Annotated in this window: 11 protein-coding genes; all 11 read right to left on the reverse strand. The window is 67.8% G+C overall.

The features are described 5' to 3' along the window. Positions 1 to 63 precede the first annotated feature (63 nt). Positions 64 to 3,525 (reverse strand): double-strand break repair helicase AddA, encoded by a 3,462-nt coding sequence (addA, locus tag BUB39_RS11535; RefSeq protein WP_175561835.1) that lies wholly within the window; start codon positions 3,523 to 3,525, stop codon positions 64 to 66. Continuing rightward, positions 3,522 to 6,617: a double-strand break repair protein AddB gene (addB, locus tag BUB39_RS11540; protein ID WP_073053305.1), complete on the reverse strand. Its 3,096-nt coding sequence runs from the start codon at positions 6,615 to 6,617 to the stop codon at positions 3,522 to 3,524. The genes addA and addB overlap by 4 nt, the downstream gene beginning before the upstream one ends. Before the next feature lie 17 nt (positions 6,618 to 6,634). Beyond that, a complete protein-coding gene (locus BUB39_RS11545; protein ID WP_073053307.1) occupies positions 6,635 to 7,381 on the reverse strand; it encodes a nucleotidyltransferase family protein in 747 nt (248 codons plus the stop codon). A 42-nt stretch (positions 7,382 to 7,423) separates the two neighbouring features. Beyond that, the gene (tsaE, locus tag BUB39_RS11550; RefSeq protein ID WP_073053310.1) at positions 7,424 to 8,923 is read right to left on the reverse strand and encodes a tRNA (adenosine(37)-N6)-threonylcarbamoyltransferase complex ATPase subunit type 1 TsaE; all 1,500 of its coding nucleotides are present in this window, start codon (positions 8,921 to 8,923) and stop codon (positions 7,424 to 7,426) included. Then, positions 8,920 to 11,412 carry a PAS domain-containing sensor histidine kinase gene (locus BUB39_RS11555; protein ID WP_084527255.1) on the reverse strand — a complete coding sequence of 831 codons (2,493 nt, stop codon included), beginning with the start codon at positions 11,410 to 11,412 and terminating at the stop codon, positions 8,920 to 8,922. Before BUB39_RS11555 ends, tsaE begins: the two co-directional genes overlap by 4 nt. Positions 11,413 to 11,639: 227 nt before the next feature. After that, positions 11,640 to 13,043, reverse strand: coding sequence for an adenosylhomocysteinase (gene ahcY, locus BUB39_RS11560; RefSeq protein WP_073053313.1), 1,404 nt, complete (start codon positions 13,041 to 13,043; stop codon positions 11,640 to 11,642). Positions 13,044 to 13,148: 105 nt separating this feature from the next. Next, complete coding sequence (locus BUB39_RS11565) at positions 13,149 to 13,439, reverse strand: HPr family phosphocarrier protein (protein WP_073053316.1); 291 nt, start codon at positions 13,437 to 13,439, stop codon at positions 13,149 to 13,151. Between the two features lie 10 nt (positions 13,440 to 13,449). After that, positions 13,450 to 13,851, reverse strand: a complete 402-nt coding sequence (locus BUB39_RS11570; RefSeq protein ID WP_073053318.1) for a PTS sugar transporter subunit IIA — start codon at positions 13,849 to 13,851, stop codon at positions 13,450 to 13,452. 159 nt (positions 13,852 to 14,010) lie between these two features. Beyond that, complete coding sequence (locus BUB39_RS11575) at positions 14,011 to 14,472, reverse strand: HPr kinase/phosphorylase (protein WP_073053319.1); 462 nt, start codon at positions 14,470 to 14,472, stop codon at positions 14,011 to 14,013. Then, positions 14,469 to 16,256, reverse strand: coding sequence for a sensor histidine kinase (locus tag BUB39_RS11580; protein WP_073053320.1), 1,788 nt, complete (start codon positions 16,254 to 16,256; stop codon positions 14,469 to 14,471). Before BUB39_RS11580 ends, BUB39_RS11575 begins: the two co-directional genes overlap by 4 nt. A gap of 33 nt (positions 16,257 to 16,289) precedes the next feature. Beyond that, the gene (locus BUB39_RS11585; RefSeq protein WP_073053321.1) at positions 16,290 to 16,994 is read right to left on the reverse strand and encodes a response regulator transcription factor; all 705 of its coding nucleotides are present in this window, start codon (positions 16,992 to 16,994) and stop codon (positions 16,290 to 16,292) included. Between the last annotated feature and the right edge of the window lie 218 nt (positions 16,995 to 17,212).

Consider the following 17,212-nt stretch of genomic DNA (forward strand, 5'->3'; position numbering starts at 1 on the left):
CGGATTGAGGGGGAGTTGATCCGAAGGTAGGGAGCGGGGGTCGGCGGGTCAAGCCTTGGTATGTCACGACCCGGTGATACGCGAGATATGCTCGTCCATGAGCTCGGCTGGCACCACAATGAGCCGCGGCGCTTCGGTGAAGACCAGCACCGCTTCGACCCGCCTGCCGGGATAGAGGCGGGCGATAACGGCCCGATAGAGCGCGAGCTGCGCGACATGAGCGTCGGCGACGCCGGTAATATCGACCGGCGGCGTGGCATTGGTCTTGAAATCGGCAATGACGATGCGCCCCGGCTCGGCGACCAGCCGATCGATGCGGCCTGAGATGGCGAGCCCGCCTTTCACCGTCATCAGCGTGCCCGCGATCGCCACTTCCGCCCGGCTTCCCGGCCCGAAAAGTGGCGCGAAGTCCGGCGCATCGATCATCGCGGCAAGGTCGGCCGCCAGTGCGCCGCGTTCCGCCTCTCCCCATCCGCCGGCCGCGGCGTCGAGATAGGCGCGTGCCACGTCACGTCGCGCCCCCGCTGGATGCTCGGGAAGCGCCTGCAGCAGGCGATGGACGATCACGCCACGCGCAAGAGCCTGTTCCGCGGCGGCGGCTCCCGCGCCGGACAGAGCGGCGGCGGGCGCATCCGACGGCTGGATCCGTTCTGCGACGAGGGGCGGTGCCGGCGGAGGCGAAGCGAGAAAGTCCGGCAGCGCTGCCGCCGAGCGCGTCGGGGCAACCGCGACCTCCGCCGCCGGCGTCGTGGCGATCTCCCACTCGCGGCGCCATTCGAGGCTGTCGAATGTCTCGGTGCCCAGCGTCACCGGCACGAGGCGCGCGCCGGGTTCAAGCGCAGCGAGGGCGAGGTCCTGCCAGAGCGGATCGCTGCCGGAGCGTGCTTTGCGCGTGCCGCATATGATGAGGCGGTCGCGCGCGCGCGTCATCGCGACATAGAGCAAGCGTCGATATTCCTCGCCCGCCTTGTCGCGCAGCCTTTCCAGCGCGGTGTCGATGCGCTGCGGCCGCCGCGCGCCCGGTGGGACATAGGCGAGCGGCGCCCCGCCGGCATCGTCGGGGTCGTCGGCGAGCGCCACGATCTTGGGATCATGACTCGCATGCACCGCTGCCGAGCCGGTATCGACCAGGAAGACGATCTCGGCCTCCAGTCCCTTGGCGCCGTGCACGGTCATGACGCGGATCTCGTCGCGGCCGACATCGGCATCGCGCTTGATCTCCGTTGCTGCTTCTCGCATCCAGGCTGTGAAGCCCTGCAGCGAGGGAGTCTCGCTCTGCTCGTAAGCGAGTGCCCTTGCCAGGAATTCGTCGAGAACTTCGTCGGCCTCCACCCCAAGCCGCTGCAACAGGCGTTTGCGGCCCCCGTCCGGGCCGAGGATGCGCGCGAAGAAGGCGTGCGGCCCCATGAAGTCGGCCCGGCCACGCCAGGCGTCGAGCAGCGCCGCCGCGCCGCGTGCGGCGGCCAGGGGCGCATGATGCACCGCCTGCCACAGCGATCCCGGCCGCCCATGTGCCACCGCGAACAACTCGTCCTCGGAAACACCGACCAGGGGGCTCTTGAGCAGCGCAGCGAGGGCGAGGTCATCGTCCGGCTGCAGCACGGTCTCGGCCAGCGCGACGAGGTCCATGACGGCGATATGGCCGCCAAGCTTCAGGCGGTCGGCGCCGGCGACCGGCAGGCCGGCGGTCTTCAGCGCCCGGTTGATCGCATCGGTCTGGGGCCCGCGCTTGCGGGTGAGAATCAGGATGCCGCCCGGCCGGATCGGCGCCCCGGTCGCCTCGATGCGTTCTCCCCGGTCGATCCAGTCGCGGATCGTGAGCGCGATGCGGTCGGCGAGCCGGATCTCGGGGCTGCGCGTGTCGAGCCGATCGAGCGGCGTGTGCCAGTCTTCCGGCTCCTCGGCCGGCTCGGCGACGATCGGCGGCCACAGCGTCACGCGTCCGGCCTCGCCGCGCCTCGCCGCTTCATGGGCGGTCGCCTGCATTTCCCGGGTTAGGCCGCGATGGGCATCCGGTGCAGCGAAGACGGCGTCGACCGCGGCGAGAACATCGCCCGTCGAGCGGAAGGAGAGGTTCAGCTCGAGCGCGCGGAATTCCGAGTCCGCCGCCCGTGCGGCACGGCGGAAGCGATCGCGCTGGCGGGCGAACCAGGCGGGAACCGCGCCTTGGAACGAATAGATCGACTGCTTCTCGTCGCCGACCGCGAAGAAGGTGCGCCCCTTGGCGCGCGCGCTTTCTCCGGCGAAGAACTCGTCGGCGAGTCCAGCGATGACCTGCCACTGCCGCGGGCTGGTGTCCTGCGCCTCGTCGACGAGAATATGGTCGAGACCGCGATCGAGCTTGTAATGCACCCAGCTCGACGCGCCGGAGCGGGTCAGGAGATCGGCCGTCCGCACGACGAGATCCTGAAAATCGAGCGCGCCGCGCAGTTGCTTGCCGCGTTCGTAAGCTTCCAGGACGGCCGTGCCGAGGATCAGCAGCGCTTCCGTGGCGTCGAAGGCTCGTGCCGCCGCGATCCGGTCGAGGAGGTCTTCGATGCGCAGCCGCTCCGCTTCCAGCGTGCCCTCGAGCCCCGGCCAGCCGGTCAGGACGCTCTTGGGGGCGAGGCTCGACAGTGCCTTCACCTTGCCGGTGCCGGTCAGCATATAGGCGAGCCAAGCCCCGCTGCGCCCCGCATCCGTGGTGGCAGAGAGGAATGGCGCAAGCTGTTCGCCGGCCGCCTTGTGCTTCGGTCCGCTGGCGAGCAGCGCCTCGACGAGCCGCTTGATGGCCGCCAAGGGAAGCGGAAGCGCCGTCACGATCGCGGCGCCGAGGCTTTCCTCGGTGTCGTCGCCGGAGAGTCCGAGCGCGTCGCGCAGCGCGGCAAGGCCGTTGTCCAGCGAGCCATGGCCTTCGATCAGACCGACGAGCGAGTCGCGGCGGGCAATGATCTCGCCGAGCGCGGCCTCGATGCCCTGGTCGGAAGCGGCGTCGAGCAGCCGGGCGAAGGCGCGCCCGAGCCGGCCGTCCTCATCGGCGCTGGCACGGGCGAGCACCTGGCGCTGCGCGCTCTCGATCAGGATGGCGGCCGCACGGTCGTCCAGCACCTCGAAGGCGCCTGCGACATTGGCCTCGAATGGGAACTGGTGCAGCAGCTTTTCGCAGAAGGCATGGATGGTCTGGATCTTCAGCCCGCCCGGCGTCTCCAGGGCGCGCGCGAACAGTCGCCGCGCGCGGATTCGCACGGCCTCGCTCGCAGGAACATCGTCGTAATCGGCCAGCGCCTTGTCGAGCGCCGCGTCGGGAAGCGTCGTCCATTCGGCAAGGATCGAGAAGACGCGCGCCGCCATCTCCGCTGCCGCCGCCTTGGTGAAGGTGAGGCAGAGAATCGCGCCGGGATCGGTTCCGGCGAGCAACAGACGGATGACGCGCCGCGCCAGGACGTAGGTCTTGCCCGATCCGGCATTGGCCGACACCCAGACCGACGCGGTCGGATCGGTGGCCTCGGCCTGTACGCGTCGGGTATTGGCATCGACCGTGATCACGCCTCGTCCCCCTCGCCGAGCGCCCATTCGGCGACGCGGGCCAGATGGTCATAGGGGCTGCCGAAGCGGTTTTCGAACATCGGCCGTGCCCGCGAGACATAGGCACGCTCCGGATCGGCATAGGCGGCGACGAGGGCTGCGAGCCGCGCCGCGGCATCATCGCCGAGCTCGTCGGCCGAACAATCGCGGACGGCTGAGGAGAAAGGTTCGCCCTTGCCGACGCGGCCGAGCCCGATCCAGCCGAGAACCGCGACCGAGGCACCGGCCGGAATGTCACCGAAGGCGCCGCGCCGGAGCATCGCCGCCTCCAGCGCGAGCTGCGGCGCGAGGCCCGTTGAAAGCTGTTTCGGCGAGGGCGGCGTCCCCGTCTTGAAGTCGAGGATCTCATAGCTGCCGTCGCTGCGGCGGTCGATGCGGTCGGCGCGGCCGGTCAGCATGAAGTCCGGCGTCACCACCATCCGGCCGTCGATTTCGGCGTGGCGGGCCTCGATTTCCGTCCGCGCCGCCTCCCAGCGTACATACCAGTCGGCAATAACGAGGAAGCGCGGCCACCAGAGCGCGTGCACGGCCGGGAACGCCCTGATATCGCGGAACACCTCGCGGCCGGCTTCCACCAGCGTGCCGAGCGCCGCCGCATCGAAAGGCGGCTGCCAGAGCGGCGCGAAGCGGCCGAGCGCCTCGTGGATCAGCGTGCCGCGCAGCGCGCTGTCGGGCACGACGTCGATCGGGTCGAGCGGTTCGAGCTTCAGAACGCGGCGGGCATAGATCGCATAGGGGTCTCGCACCAGCGTCTCGATCTCGGTGACCGACAGGCGCTTCGGCCGCGCCGCGACCGGCGGCTTCGGTCGCGGCCTTGCGATCGGGGCAGGCACCGAACTCGCATCAAGCGCCCGGGCCCAGTCGAGATAACGCTGGCCCCGGGCCGCAAGGGCCGCTGCCTTGGCCTTGCCGAGCCTTGCGGCGAGCCGCTGCAGCCAGCGCGCGGCGATCGTGGGTGCGCCGCCGCGTCGCTCGGCGCGGCTGATGATGACGCGAGGATTGCCGAGTGCGCTGGTGAAGTCATGCGCTGCCTGCCCGAGCCGGCGCTCCGGCGCCTCAAGTCCAAAGCCGGCGCGCATCGTGCGCGACAGCCAGGGATCTGTACGCGCCTCGGTCGGCCACACGCCCTCATCCAACCCGGCCAGGATCATGAGATCGGCAGATTGCAGCCGCGCTTCGAGCGTGCCCCAGATCACGATGCGCGGGTCGGTGCCGGGCCGGATCGATACCGCGACGCCGGCCATGGCTGCATCGAGAAAGGCCGGGAATTCCGGTCCGGTGACCGATAAATCGGCGGCGTCGCCGCTGGCGAGGCCGTCGAGCAGCGATCGCAGCGCCGTGCCGGCCTCATCAGGGGGAAAGGGAGCGGGTCCTTCGTAGTCGGTGGCAAGGACGTGACCGAGCGTCGTGGCAAGCAGGGTCGAGAGGGTCGCGACATCACTCTTCGCGCCCTCGGCGAGGAGCGCGGCGAGCGGATCGAGCACGGCGAGCAGCCTCTCGGCGAGGAATGTTGCGCCGTCCCAATCCGCTGGCTGGAGCCGCTTCACCGCCGGATGGAGCCGTTGCGACGTGTCGGCGGCATCGCGGCGCGCCTTTGCGAGGGCTGCGGGCAGGCCGCCAAGACCGCCGGCAACCAGCCGGCCGCGGAAGAGGGCGAGGTCGAGCACGCCGATGGCGTCGCGGCAGGCGGTGCGTGCCATGCCGAAGGCGGCGAGCGGATGTTTGGCGAGCGCCAGCAGATCGATCGGCGCGCCGTCGGACCGCGCCGCTGCGGTGATGAGCCGCGCCAGCGTGCCCGGCGGCGTCAGGCGCAGCGGCCGGCCGGCCGAATCATCGACGCGGAGGTCGAAACGTTCGAGCTCGATCGCCACGCGCGCCGCAATTGTCCTGTCAGGCGTCACAAGGGCGGCGGTCGCGCCTTCGGTCTCGACGGCCTCGCGCAGCGCCAGGGCGAGGGCCAAGGCCTCCTCCTGCTCGTTACGGGCGACGAGCAGGGTCAGTCCTTCGGTCGCTTCGGGTGGCACGGGCGCCGCATCCGCCCAGGCCTCGGTGGTCTCGGCGGGGCGCATGGCCTCGGAAACCAGCCTTGCGCGGGCGACGAGCGGCGGCGTGATGGCGCCGAGCGCGGCGACGTCCGCACGCGTGATCCCAGCCCGGCCGAGCCATTGCCTCAGCCCGTATTGTGGATGGCCCGGCGTCGATGCGATGCCCTCGCCGCCGCCGATCGCGGTCCAGGCCGCGTCGTCGAGAGCGGTGTCGAGGTCGGGCAGGACGACGGCGCCGTTCGGCAGCCGGGCGATCGTCGCCAGCAGTTCGGCGGTCGCGGGGATCGAGCCGGTCGAGCCGGCTGCGATGACGAGACCTCGCGGAGGCTCGCTTGCAAGCCGCCGTGCCTCGTCGCGGATCAGCCTGTCCCGCCGCGTCGCCGGATCCGCCAGATGGCGTTCATCGAGAAGCGCTGGCCACGCCTCGCCGACGATCTTCAGGAAGTCGAGCGTGATCTGCCAGTAACGCGCGAGGTCATCCGGCACCAGCTTTTCGAGCGCTTCCCACGTACAGCCGGCGGTGGCGACGTCGTCGACCAGACGGGCGAGATCGCCGGCGAGATGGAAGGCGTCGGCGGCCGAAGCCGGGATCAACACCGGCGCGCCCTCGGCGAGGCCGAGCCGGTCCGGCTTCAGCGCTTCGCCCCAGGCGCGGGTGAAGCGCGCGAGAATGAGCTGCCGGTCGAGCCGCGAGATAGCGGGCGGCAGAACGAGGCGTTCGGCGGGCTCCTCGATTGGCTCCAGCAGCAGGTCGTCCTCGTCGACATCGCCGATCGGCCGGATGCGCGGCAGGATTGCGGCATCGCTGCCAAGGCGGTCGACAAGGGCTGCGGCGAGCGCTCGCGCCGCGCGCCGTGTCGGAAGAAAGATGCGGATATCGGCGAGCGCCAGCGGATCGGCCGCTGGATCGGGTAACGCGCCGAGCCGGCCGGAAAGCAGCGCCTCGGCGAGGGTCGGCAGGAAGCGGGCGCCGGCAGGGATGGTAAAGACGCGCGGGGCCGCCGCCATCGCCGGGTCCAGTCTCCCTACGCGGCGCTCTCGGCGACCGAAAGCTCGGCCTCGCGAATCGATTCCGGCGTGCCGACATGCAGCCAGATGCCGTCCATGCGCACGCCGAACAGCCGTCCGCCGGCAATCGCGCGGTCGAAAAGCACGTTGAGGGAGAACGCGCCTTCCGGTGCGTTGTCGAACAACCGCGGCGAGAGGATAGCTGCGCCCGAATAGACGAAGGGGGCGATCGTACGCTCCGGCCTGCGGGTCAGGCGGCCTTCCTTGTCCATCAGGAAGTCGCCCGGGCCGTGATAGCCGATCGAGGCGACGGTCGGAGCCAGCATCAGCAGCGCATCCATGGTGCTGTCGTCCCAGCCGGAAATCAGCCAGTCGAGATTGGGCCGCGGCCCCTCGATCCAGAAGCTGTCGGAATTCATGACGAAGAACGGGTCAGGGCCGAGCAGCGGCAGCGCCTTGGCGACACCGCCTCCGGTTTCGAGCAGCGCGCCGCGTTCGTCAGACACCACGATTTTCGGGTTCTTGCGCTTCCTGACATGCGTTTCGAGCAGGTCGGCGAGATAGTGGACATTGACCACTACCTCCTCGACACCGGCACGGCTGAGCCGGTCGAGGGCGCGGTCGATCATCGGGCGGCCGGCGACTTCGATCAACGGCTTCGGCACCGTCGCGGTCACGGGGCGCATCCGCTTGCCGATACCGGCCGCGAGCACCATGCCCCGCCGGGGGCCGGCGGGCTTACGGAAGGGGATTGGATCGGTCATCGATCGTTCTTCTTCTTGCAAGGGCTCCCGGATGGAGCCCGGTCATTCATCGAGCGGCAGGTGGCGATCATACCAGAGCGCGAGGTCGGACAGAACCTCATGCGCCAGATTGCGCCGGAGATAGGCCCTTACACGCGGAATGTGACGGAGATATTGGGGCTTGCCGAAGGCGGTCGCGAGGCGCGCGAAGCCGCCAAGGACCTTGGTCGTGCGCTGGGCCCCCGAAATCGCATAGGCAACCGAGAAGGCGTCGCGGTCAAAGGGACCCGCAGCCTCGCGCGCGGCCACATAGGCGGCGACGACATCCGCTTCGAAAGCGGGCGAAAGCGTGATGCGGACGTCCTGCGCCAACGCAGCAACGTCATAGGCGGCGGCGCCGATCATCGCATCTTGGTGGTCGAGAACGCCGATCCGGCGAATGCCGTCGCGTTCCGGAAGCCACAGCAGGTTCGGCGAGTGATAGTCGCGCAGCAGCCAGCTCTGCTCGCTCGCCTGAAGGCGGGCATGCAGCGCGGTCCAGATCGCGGCATAGCTCTCTTCCGCCACTTCGGACAGAACAAGCCCGGCATATTCGCGCGCATACCAGCGCGGCATCAGGTCGACCTCGATGAGGAAGGCATCACGGTCGAAGGCCGGGATCTGGTAGCTGCCGCCGCCCGGCAGCGGCAGCACGTCCAGGCGCGGCACGGCATGCAGCGTTGCGAGCAGTTCGGCCGCGACACGCCAGCGCTTGGGATCGGGTTCCCCATCATGGATGATGAAATCGTCGCCGAAGTCCTCGAGCAGCAGCAGGCCGCTCGGAATGTCGGTCGCGAGCAGCGCTGGCGCCGAAATGCCGGCCGCGCGGAGCCCTTCATTCATCGCAACGAAGGGCGCGACCGTAGTAGCCCGATGCGCGACTTCGTCATAGCTGCGGCCATCCCAGACCGGCGGGCCGGGCAGGCGATCGCGCGCGTCCATCAGCACGGCGCGAATGCCGTCTGCTCCGCCGATGCGCTCGTAGCTGCGGCCCGAGGCGTCGCCGGCGAGGTGTCGCCGCGTCGCGCCGGGAAAGCCCGCCTGGTCCAACCAGGAGCGGATGGCGATAGTGCGCGCCAGGCGATCGGCCCAGCCGGCGCCGCCGAAGAGATCGGCCCGGCGGCCTTCGCCCGCGATGGCGAGGCGGATGATCAGCGCGTCCTCCGGCAGGCGGCCTGCGGCACGTTCGGGCCATTCGACGAGCACGGCCCCGGTCTCGATCGCTTCGTCGAAGCCGATCTCCTCCAGCTCATCGGGTTCGCTGATGCGATAGAGGTCGAAATGCGCGATGGCAACGCGGCCGGGATAGGTCTGGACCAGCGTGAAGGTCGGGCTCGGCACCTCCAGCGCCGCGTCGTCGGCGATCGCCCGGATCAGCGCGCGGGCGAGCGTCGTCTTGCCGGCGCCGAGATCGCCCTCGAGCGCGATGACATCGCCCGGCGCGAGCTTGGCGGCCAAGTCCTCAGCGAGGCGCATCGTTGCCGCTTCATCGGCGAGCGAGAGGCTGAGAAGCGGCGCGCTCATTCGGCGGCGACGTCGAGCGCCGTCGGACGCAGCGGCATGCGCACAGTGACGGCGGTGCCATGGCCGATCTCGGAGGCGATGGAGACCGTGCCGCCATGCAGCTCGACGAAGCTCTTGACGATCGCGAGGCCGAGGCCCGCGCCGCCGCGTGCCGCACCGGATGCCCGGCTCTCGAAACGCTCGAACACGGCGTTGATGAAGTCCGCCGAAATACCCGGACCCTCGTCGGCGACCACGAACTCGATCGCCTCGCTGCTGCGCCGCGCCGTCAGGCGGATCGTCGAGCCTGCCGTCGAGAAGCCGACCGCATTGGACAGGAGATTGTAGAGGATCTGGCGGATGCGCTTCTCGTCGCCGACGAAGGAGCCGAGATCGGGCGGCAACTGCGCCTCAAGCTTCAGCCGCGATTCGCGCAGCCGGTCGCGTACGCCTTCGGTGGCGGCGGCAACGGTCTCGGCGACATTCACCTCGCCGAGATCGAGCGTGATGATGCCCGCATCGACCGTGGCAAGGTCGAGAATGTCGTTGACGATCGCCAGCAGCGAACCGCTGGAGGAAAGGATATAGCCGGTATACTCGCGCTGCTTGTCGTTGAGCGGCCCGACCGCGACATCCGCGAGCAGCTGCGTGAAGCCGATGATGTTGGTGAGCGGCGAGCGCAGCTCGTAGCTGACATGCTGGATGAAGGCGTTCTTCAGCCCGTCCGCCGCTTCCAGTGCTTCATTGCGATCGGTCAGCGCGCGCTCGACCTGCACGCTGTCGGTGACGTCGACGAAGGTGACCATGGTCTGGCCGTTCGGAAGCGGCACCGTCGCATAGTCGATGACGCGGCGATCGCGTCGTTCCATGCGGCCATGCGTCGGCGCGCGGCTGTCGCCGAGCCCCGCCACTTCCGCCGTGAAGCGGGCCCATTCGTCCGGCGAGGCGCTGAGGGCACGGCAGGCGCGCGCGATCTCACCGACATGCGGCCGCCCCGCGAGGAGCTTCGGATCGAGCCGCCAGATCCGCGCGAAAGCCGGGTTGTCCAGGCGGAGACGACCGTCCGAGCCGAACACGGCGACGCCCTCAGCGAGATGGTCGAGCGTCTCGCCCTGCACCTGGATCAGCGCGTTGTAGCGGCTTTCGAGGTCGAGCCTGGCGGTGACGTTCTCGTAGATCCACGTCATGCCGCCCTGCGGATGCGGGTTGGCGATGACGCGCAGCGTCTGACCATCCGGTAGATGCCACCAGAATTCGCGTGCATCGACCGACTGATAGGCGGCGAAGAGCTCCTTGCGCCAGCTCTTGAAGTCGACCTGTTCCGGCAACCGCCGTGCAGCGCGCATGCGGTCTAGGACGGCGCTCTCGTCCGGAAGCTGGTCGAGGAAGGCTGCGTCGAGGCCGAAGAGTTCGCGGAAGGCCGCGTTATAGGAGCGCAGGCGGCGATCCTGCCCAAAGACGGCAACGGCCGTCGCCAGCTGGTCCAGAGTGCGGGAATGGAACTCGACCAGCCGCTTCATCTGCGTCTGGACCGCTTCAAGCTCGGTGACGTCGGCGGCGATGCCGGCGCTGCCCGTCTCGGAGGCGACATCGATGATATCGAGCATACGCCGCTCGCCGGCCATCACGACCGGTAGGCGGCGGGTGAATGCGCTCCCCTCGGCATGGCTGCGGACGATGGCCTGCCGGCCTGCGGTATCGACCAGTTCGAGCCGCCGGCGGACGGCATCGGTGGCGTCCGTGGCCTCGACGGCGCGGACATAGGCCTGGTTGACCCATTCCAGCATCCCGTCGCGGTCGCGAATCCAGCAGGGCAGTGGTGCAGCCTCGATCAGCGCCCGCATCGCCGCGACGTCCTGCATCAGCCGGCGGTGGCGCGCATCGAGCTCGGCCAGCGCCAGACGATCGCCGGAAAGGTCACGGAACCGCGCAACGGCGCGGCCGGCGGCCGTGCGGCCCGCAACCTCGACGAAATTGCCATTGGCCGTCTCGATCGCAATGGTGAACGTCTCGCCTTCGCCGCGCAGTCTTTCGAGCGCTAGGTCGAGCCGGCTGGCGCTCGCGCCGGTCAGCCAGGTGCCGAAGGCGAGGAAGGCAGCGCGGTCGTCCGGCGCGCCAGTGGTGCGCGGCAGGCGGCCCATGACAAGGGGTGGCTCCTCGGGCCCGCTCCAGGCGACGAGCCGTTGGTCGTCCGCATTGACGAGGGCCTCGGCACGGTCCGCGATGGCGCGCAGATCAGCGACGCGCCCGCGCAGGTCTGCATTGTCGGTGTCGGCCCGGTCGCGTGCCCTGAGCAGCACGGCGATCGCGACGAGCGAGAAGGTGAGGACGCCAAAAATGGCGCTGAAGCTGACGATACGATCGGGCGCCAGGAAATCGGCGGCAGCGGCCGGTCCGATCGAGAGGGCAAGGAGTGCGACGGGGGGAAGGGCGTGGCGGACGGCAGTGACGGGGACTCGCCCGGCTCGGCCGGCTCGAATCCATCCCGATATCCTGCGATGCCAAAGCATGTGGCAGGCCCTTCCGCCGTCAGAGAACTGGAATGACCCGCCTGCGACGCCGACCAACTCTTCCGGCAACGCGCTCGAATCACCCTCAATGTAACGGTTCGGGGAATCGCGAGGGAAGCCGCTGGCGACGAGAAAAGGGCCATGCGATCGAACATCGCATGGCCCCGGAGTGTCAGCCAGACATGGTTAACCCGCGGTTAAGGCGATCCTGCCTTCGGGCACCTGTCTCAGTAGCGATAGTGTTCCGGCTTGAACGGGCCGTTTTCGGCGACGCCGATATAGGCCTGCTGCTTCTCATTGAGCTTGGAGAGCTTCACGCCGATCTTGGCGAGGTGCAGCGCTGCGACCTTCTCGTCGAGATATTTCGGCAGCGTGTAGACCTTGTTCTCGTACTGGCCGGGCTTGGTCCAGAGTTCGATCTGCGCCAGCGTCTGATTGGTGAACGAGGCCGACATCACGAAGCTCGGATGTCCCATGGCGTTGCCAAGATTGACCAGGCGACCCTCCGACAGGAGGATGACGCGCTTGCCGTCCGGCAGCTCTATCTCGTCGACCTGCGGCTTGATGCTGTGCCACTTGTAGTTGCGCAGCGCCGCAACCTGAATCTCGCTGTCGAAGTGGCCGATATTGCAGACGATGGCCCGGTCCTTCATCGCGCGGACATGCTCGATGGTGATGACGTCGACATTGCCGGTCGCGGTGACGAAAATGTCGGCTTTCGGCGCGGCCTCTTCCATCGTGACGACTTCATAGCCTTCCATCGCCGCCTGCAGGGCGCAGATCGGATCGACTTCCGAAACCATCACGCGGCAGCCGGCCTGGCGCAGCGAAGCCGCCGAACCCTTGCCGACATCGCCGAAGCCGGCAACCATCGCGACCTTGCCCGACATCATGACGTCGGTGCCGCGGCGGATGCCATCGACGAGCGACTCGCGGCAGCCATAGAGATTGTCGAATTTCGACTTGGTGACGGAGTCGTTCACATTGATGGCCGGGAAGAGCAGCGTGCCTTTCTTCTGCATCTCGTAGAGACGATGCACGCCGGTGGTGGTCTCCTCGGTGACGCCGCGGATCGAGGCGGCGACGGCCGTGTACCAGCCCGGCTTGTGCTTCAGGCGGCGCTTGATCGCGGCGAAGAAGACTTCTTCTTCCTCATTGCCGGGCGTCTCGAGGAAGGCCGTGTCGCCCTTCTCGGCGCGGAGGCCGAGATGCACCAGCGCCGTCGCGTCGCCACCATCGTCGAGGATCATGTTGGGCAGCCCGCCATCGGCCCATTCGAAGATCCGATGCGTGTAGTCCCAGTAGTCCTCGAGGCTCTCGCCCTTGATGGCGAAGACCGGCGTGCCGCCATCGGCGATGGCAGCGGCGGCGTGGTCCTGCGTCGAATAGATGTTGCATGAGGCCCAGCGCACATCGGCGCCGAGGGCCTTGAGCGTCTCGATCAAGACGCCGGTCTGGATCGTCATATGCAGCGAACCGGCGATGCGGGCGCCCTTCAGCGGCTGCGACGGACCATACTCCGCCCGTACGCTCATCAAGCCGGGCATCTCGACCTCGGCGATGTCGAGTTCCTTGCGACCCCAGTCGGCAAGGCCGATATCCTTGATCGCGTAATCGTGCTGTCCGGTCATGGCGGATGATCTCCGTGAGAATGGCTGTGCCGCGCTTATAGCGGAGACAACATCTCGCGGCAATCAGGATATAAAGATATCTTTATGTGATGGCAGAGGCTGCGGTCACTCTTCTTCGCCGAAGCGATCGGCGACGAGGCGAGCGATGGCGTCCAGAGCGATCGCCGCGTCCGGTCCGTCGGCAGCCACCTGGATCGAAGAGCCGATGCCCGCGGCGAGCATCATCAATCCCATGATCGAGGTGCCGCCCACCGTGTTCTGGTCTTTGGACACCGTGATGGTGGCATCGAAGCTGTCGGCGAGCTGCACGAATTTCGCGGACGCGCGGGCATGCAGTCCTCGACGGTTCACGATCGCCAGTTCGCGGCAGAATTCGGCCTTTGTTTCCGTCGGCATGATCGAAGTCTCACTGCCCCGCCAGAACCTGGCTCGCGACATTGATATATTTGCGGCCGGCTTCCTGCGCACCCTGGATCGCGAGGGCGAGCGGCTTCTCGACGCGCACGCTGGCAAGCTTCACCAACATCGGCAGGTTGACGCCCGCGATGACCTCGATCCGCCCGGCTTCCATGACGGAAATCGCGAGATTCGACGGTGTGCCGCCAAACATGTCGGTCAGCAGGATGACGCCGCTGCCGTCGTCGACGCTCTGCACGGCATCGACGATGTCCTGGCGGCGACGCTCCATATCGTCGTCCGGGCCGATCGCGATCGTCTCGATCTGGCTCTGGCGTCCGACGACATGTTCGAGAGCGGCGCGGAACTCTATGGCGAGTTGGCCGTGGGTGACGAGGACGAGCCCGATCATGCCCTTGGTTACCTGTTGTTCTTGTTGCCGGCCCGCGCGGCCGCCTAGTCTATGTATGACGAGGATATGCCCCGACCAGAGGCTCCCTCCCCGCGGGTCCGCATCTTGACCGAACGATTCCGCAACGCAAGAAAAAAGCTCACGGCTCCTTCCTGGCATTCACGTTTCGTTGACCATGCCGAGGCCCCCAAGCAGCACCGCTCGCACGCGAATCCACCCCTCCGGATGGCCGGCAGGCAGCGTGAGCCGCGGCAGCATGACGTCTCCCAGCCATGCTGTCCGCTCGACCTCGGAAGGCAGGCGCGCGATGTCTTCGATCGGCTTGAGATCGACAACAAGCCCGATCTTCTGCGGCGCAACATAGGGCAGGTTGATAATGCCGTAGCCGCGCATCTCGATCCGCCCGGCGAGCGTTTCGGGCGGCGCCGCCGCAATGCCTCCGCCGATGCTCGTCAGGACGACGCGATCGTCCGCGACAAGACGGTTGCGCTCGGGACTGGCCATGATCAGCGCAAGCACGAGCGACGACTTGCCGCTCCCTGACGGGCCGCGCACGAGGACGCCGGTGCCGTCGACCAGCGCGGCGCTGGCATGAATGGTCGGCGGCGCCGCCGCTGTCATCCGGACAACCCGGGCAGGCGGACGGTGAAGCGCGCCCCGAGCACGACCGGCTCTGCGTCTCGGTTCGCCTTGGGCTTCAAACGGTTCTCGGCCCAGATCCGGCCGCGATGGGCCTCGACGATCTGCTTCGAAATCGAGAGGCCAAGCCCGGAATTCTGGCCGAACGCCTCCTGCTCCGGCCGGTCGGTGTAGAAGCGCTCGAAGATGCGCTCCATCTGCTCGGCCCGGATACCTGGTCCGTCGTCCTCGACGATGACATCGACGGCGGGTCCGTTACGGCGGACCAGCACATGGACGACCCCGTCCTTCGGGCTGAAGGAGCGGGCGTTCTCGATGAGATTGGTGAACACCTGGCCGAGGCGGCTGTCATGACCGAGCACGACAAAGGCGTCATCCTGGTCGACCGTGGCGACATCGAGGACGATCGACGGCCCGTCAGGGGCCGCGATCTCACGCGAGATCGAAACAACCGCGTCGACGATCCGGGCGACGTCGATCGGCACCGCATCCTGCCGCGCCAATTCAGCATCGAGGCGCGAGGCGTCGGAGATGTCACTGATCAGCCGGTCGAGCCTGCGGACGTCATGCTGAATGATCTCCGTCAAGCGCGCCTTCGCCTTGGCCGTCTTGGCCAGCGGCAGCGTCTCGACGGCGCTGCGCAGCGAGGTCAGCGGGTTCTTGAGCTCATGGCTGACATCGGCAGCGAAGCTTTCGATCGCCTCGATGCGATTGTAGAGCGAGGCCGTCATGTCGCGCAGCGCCTGTGAGAGGTGGCCGATCTCGTCCCGGCGCGAGGAGAAGTCGGGGATCTGCGGCCGCGAGGTAACGCCGCGACGCACACGGTCGGCCGCGTCGGCAAGGCGGCGCAGCGGTGCCGCGATCGTGCCGGCGAGCAGGATCGACAGCACGACGACGACAGCGGCCGAGACCAGGAACACGCGGACGATCGCCATGCGCTCGGCATGCACGATCTGGTCGATATCGCCGCCCTGGGTCGAAAGCAGCAGCACGCCGAGCACCGAACGATAGCGCTGGATCGGCACGGCGACCGAAACGATCAGTTCGCCGCGGTCGGTGATGCGCACGATCGAGGACGGGCTGCCATCGAGGGCCGTCGCGACCTCGGGATAGCCCTTGCCATTGAGGCCGCCGAGCTCGTGATAGATCGGCAGGTCGTCGCGCTGCAGATGGATCTTGACCCATTCCCAGATCCGGTCGAACAGCGCCGGTTCGTCGTCGGTTCCCGGCGGCAGGTCGAAGCGGAGAATCTGGCCGCGGGAATAGAGATGGCGCGAATCGAGCACCGGGATGCCATCGCGGTCATAGATGCGGGCCCGCGTGCGGGTCGGCGAGATGAGGCGGCGCAGAACGGGTGCGACCCGTTCTGGATTGATGGGGAAATCGAGGCCTTCGACTGAGTTGAGCCCGGGCGTCAGGCTTTCACCGGCCTGCAGTTCGAGCAGCTTGTCGGGATCGATGGTGAGATTGTTGGTCTCGACCGTGGCGGAGGCCGCGATGGCGCCCGCGATGATCTCGCCTTGCGTCAACAGGCTCTCGAGCCGCGCATCGATCAGTCCGGCCCGGAACTGGTTGAGATAAAGAATACCCGAGACGAGGACGATCAGCGCCGCGAGGTTGAGGATGACGATGCGGCGGGTGAGGCTGGAGAAGGCATGCGGCCCGATCGAGCGCACGAAGCGCGACGTCAGCCGGCGCCAGTGCCGGAGGCGGACCCGGCGCGGCGTGGCGCGCACCGGCGCCTGCTCCTCGATAATGACGGTCATCTCTCCGTCCGAACCCGCGCGGCGACCGCCGCGTCAGGCCTCCTTGAAGCGATAGCCGACGCCATACAGCGTCTCGATCATGTCGAAGCTGTCATCGGCCTGCTTGAACTTCTTGCGGAGCCGCTTGATGTGGCTGTCGATGGTGCGGTCGTCGACATAGACCTGATCGTCATAGGCCGCGTCCATCAGGGCATTGCGGCTCTTCACGACGCCGGGCCGCTGCGCCAGCGCATAGAGGATGAGGAATTCGGTCACGGTCAGCGTCACCGGCTGGCCGTTCCAGGTGCAGGTGTGCCGCTCCTGGTCCATCGACAGCGCGCCGCGATCGAGGTTGCGTGCCGCGTCGGGAACCTTGGCCGTCGCCGAAGCCTCGCGCGGCTGGAAGCGCCGCAGCACCGCCTTGACCCGCTCGACCAGGAGGCGCTGCGAGAACGGCTTCTTGATGAAGTCGTCGGCACCCATCTTGAGGCCGAAGAGTTCGTCGATCTCGTCGTCCTTCGAGGTCAGGAAGATCACCGGCAGATCGGTGCGCTGGCGCAGGCGGCGCAGGAGTTCCATCCCGTCCATGCGCGGCATCTTGATGTCGAGGATCGCGAGGTCCGGTGCCGACTGCTGAAATCCGTCCAGCGCCGAGGCGCCGTCCGTATAGGTCTGCACGCGGTAGCCTTCCGATTCGAGCGCAATCGACACGGAGGCCAGAATGTTGCGATCGTCATCGACGAGAGCAATCGTCGGCATTGAGGGGCATCTCCCAGAGTTTGGCTCTGTTCCGTGGCGCTGGTTGCGCCCGTGCCGCGTGGCTTCGAGACCCCGCGCCTTCCGTCTTAAGGTCGCAGGATTACGCGGAAAATATGGCGTGCAGTCTAGCCGAGTTCCAGAGCCGGCGCCATCGTCACTGCGGGGAGACGACAATCAAACATGACTATGTTATTCCGCTTTGCAGTCCAACTGCTGAA

It is taken from the genome of Kaistia soli DSM 19436, assembly GCF_900129325.1.
GTDB classification, from domain to species: domain Bacteria; phylum Pseudomonadota; class Alphaproteobacteria; order Rhizobiales; family Kaistiaceae; genus Kaistia; species Kaistia soli.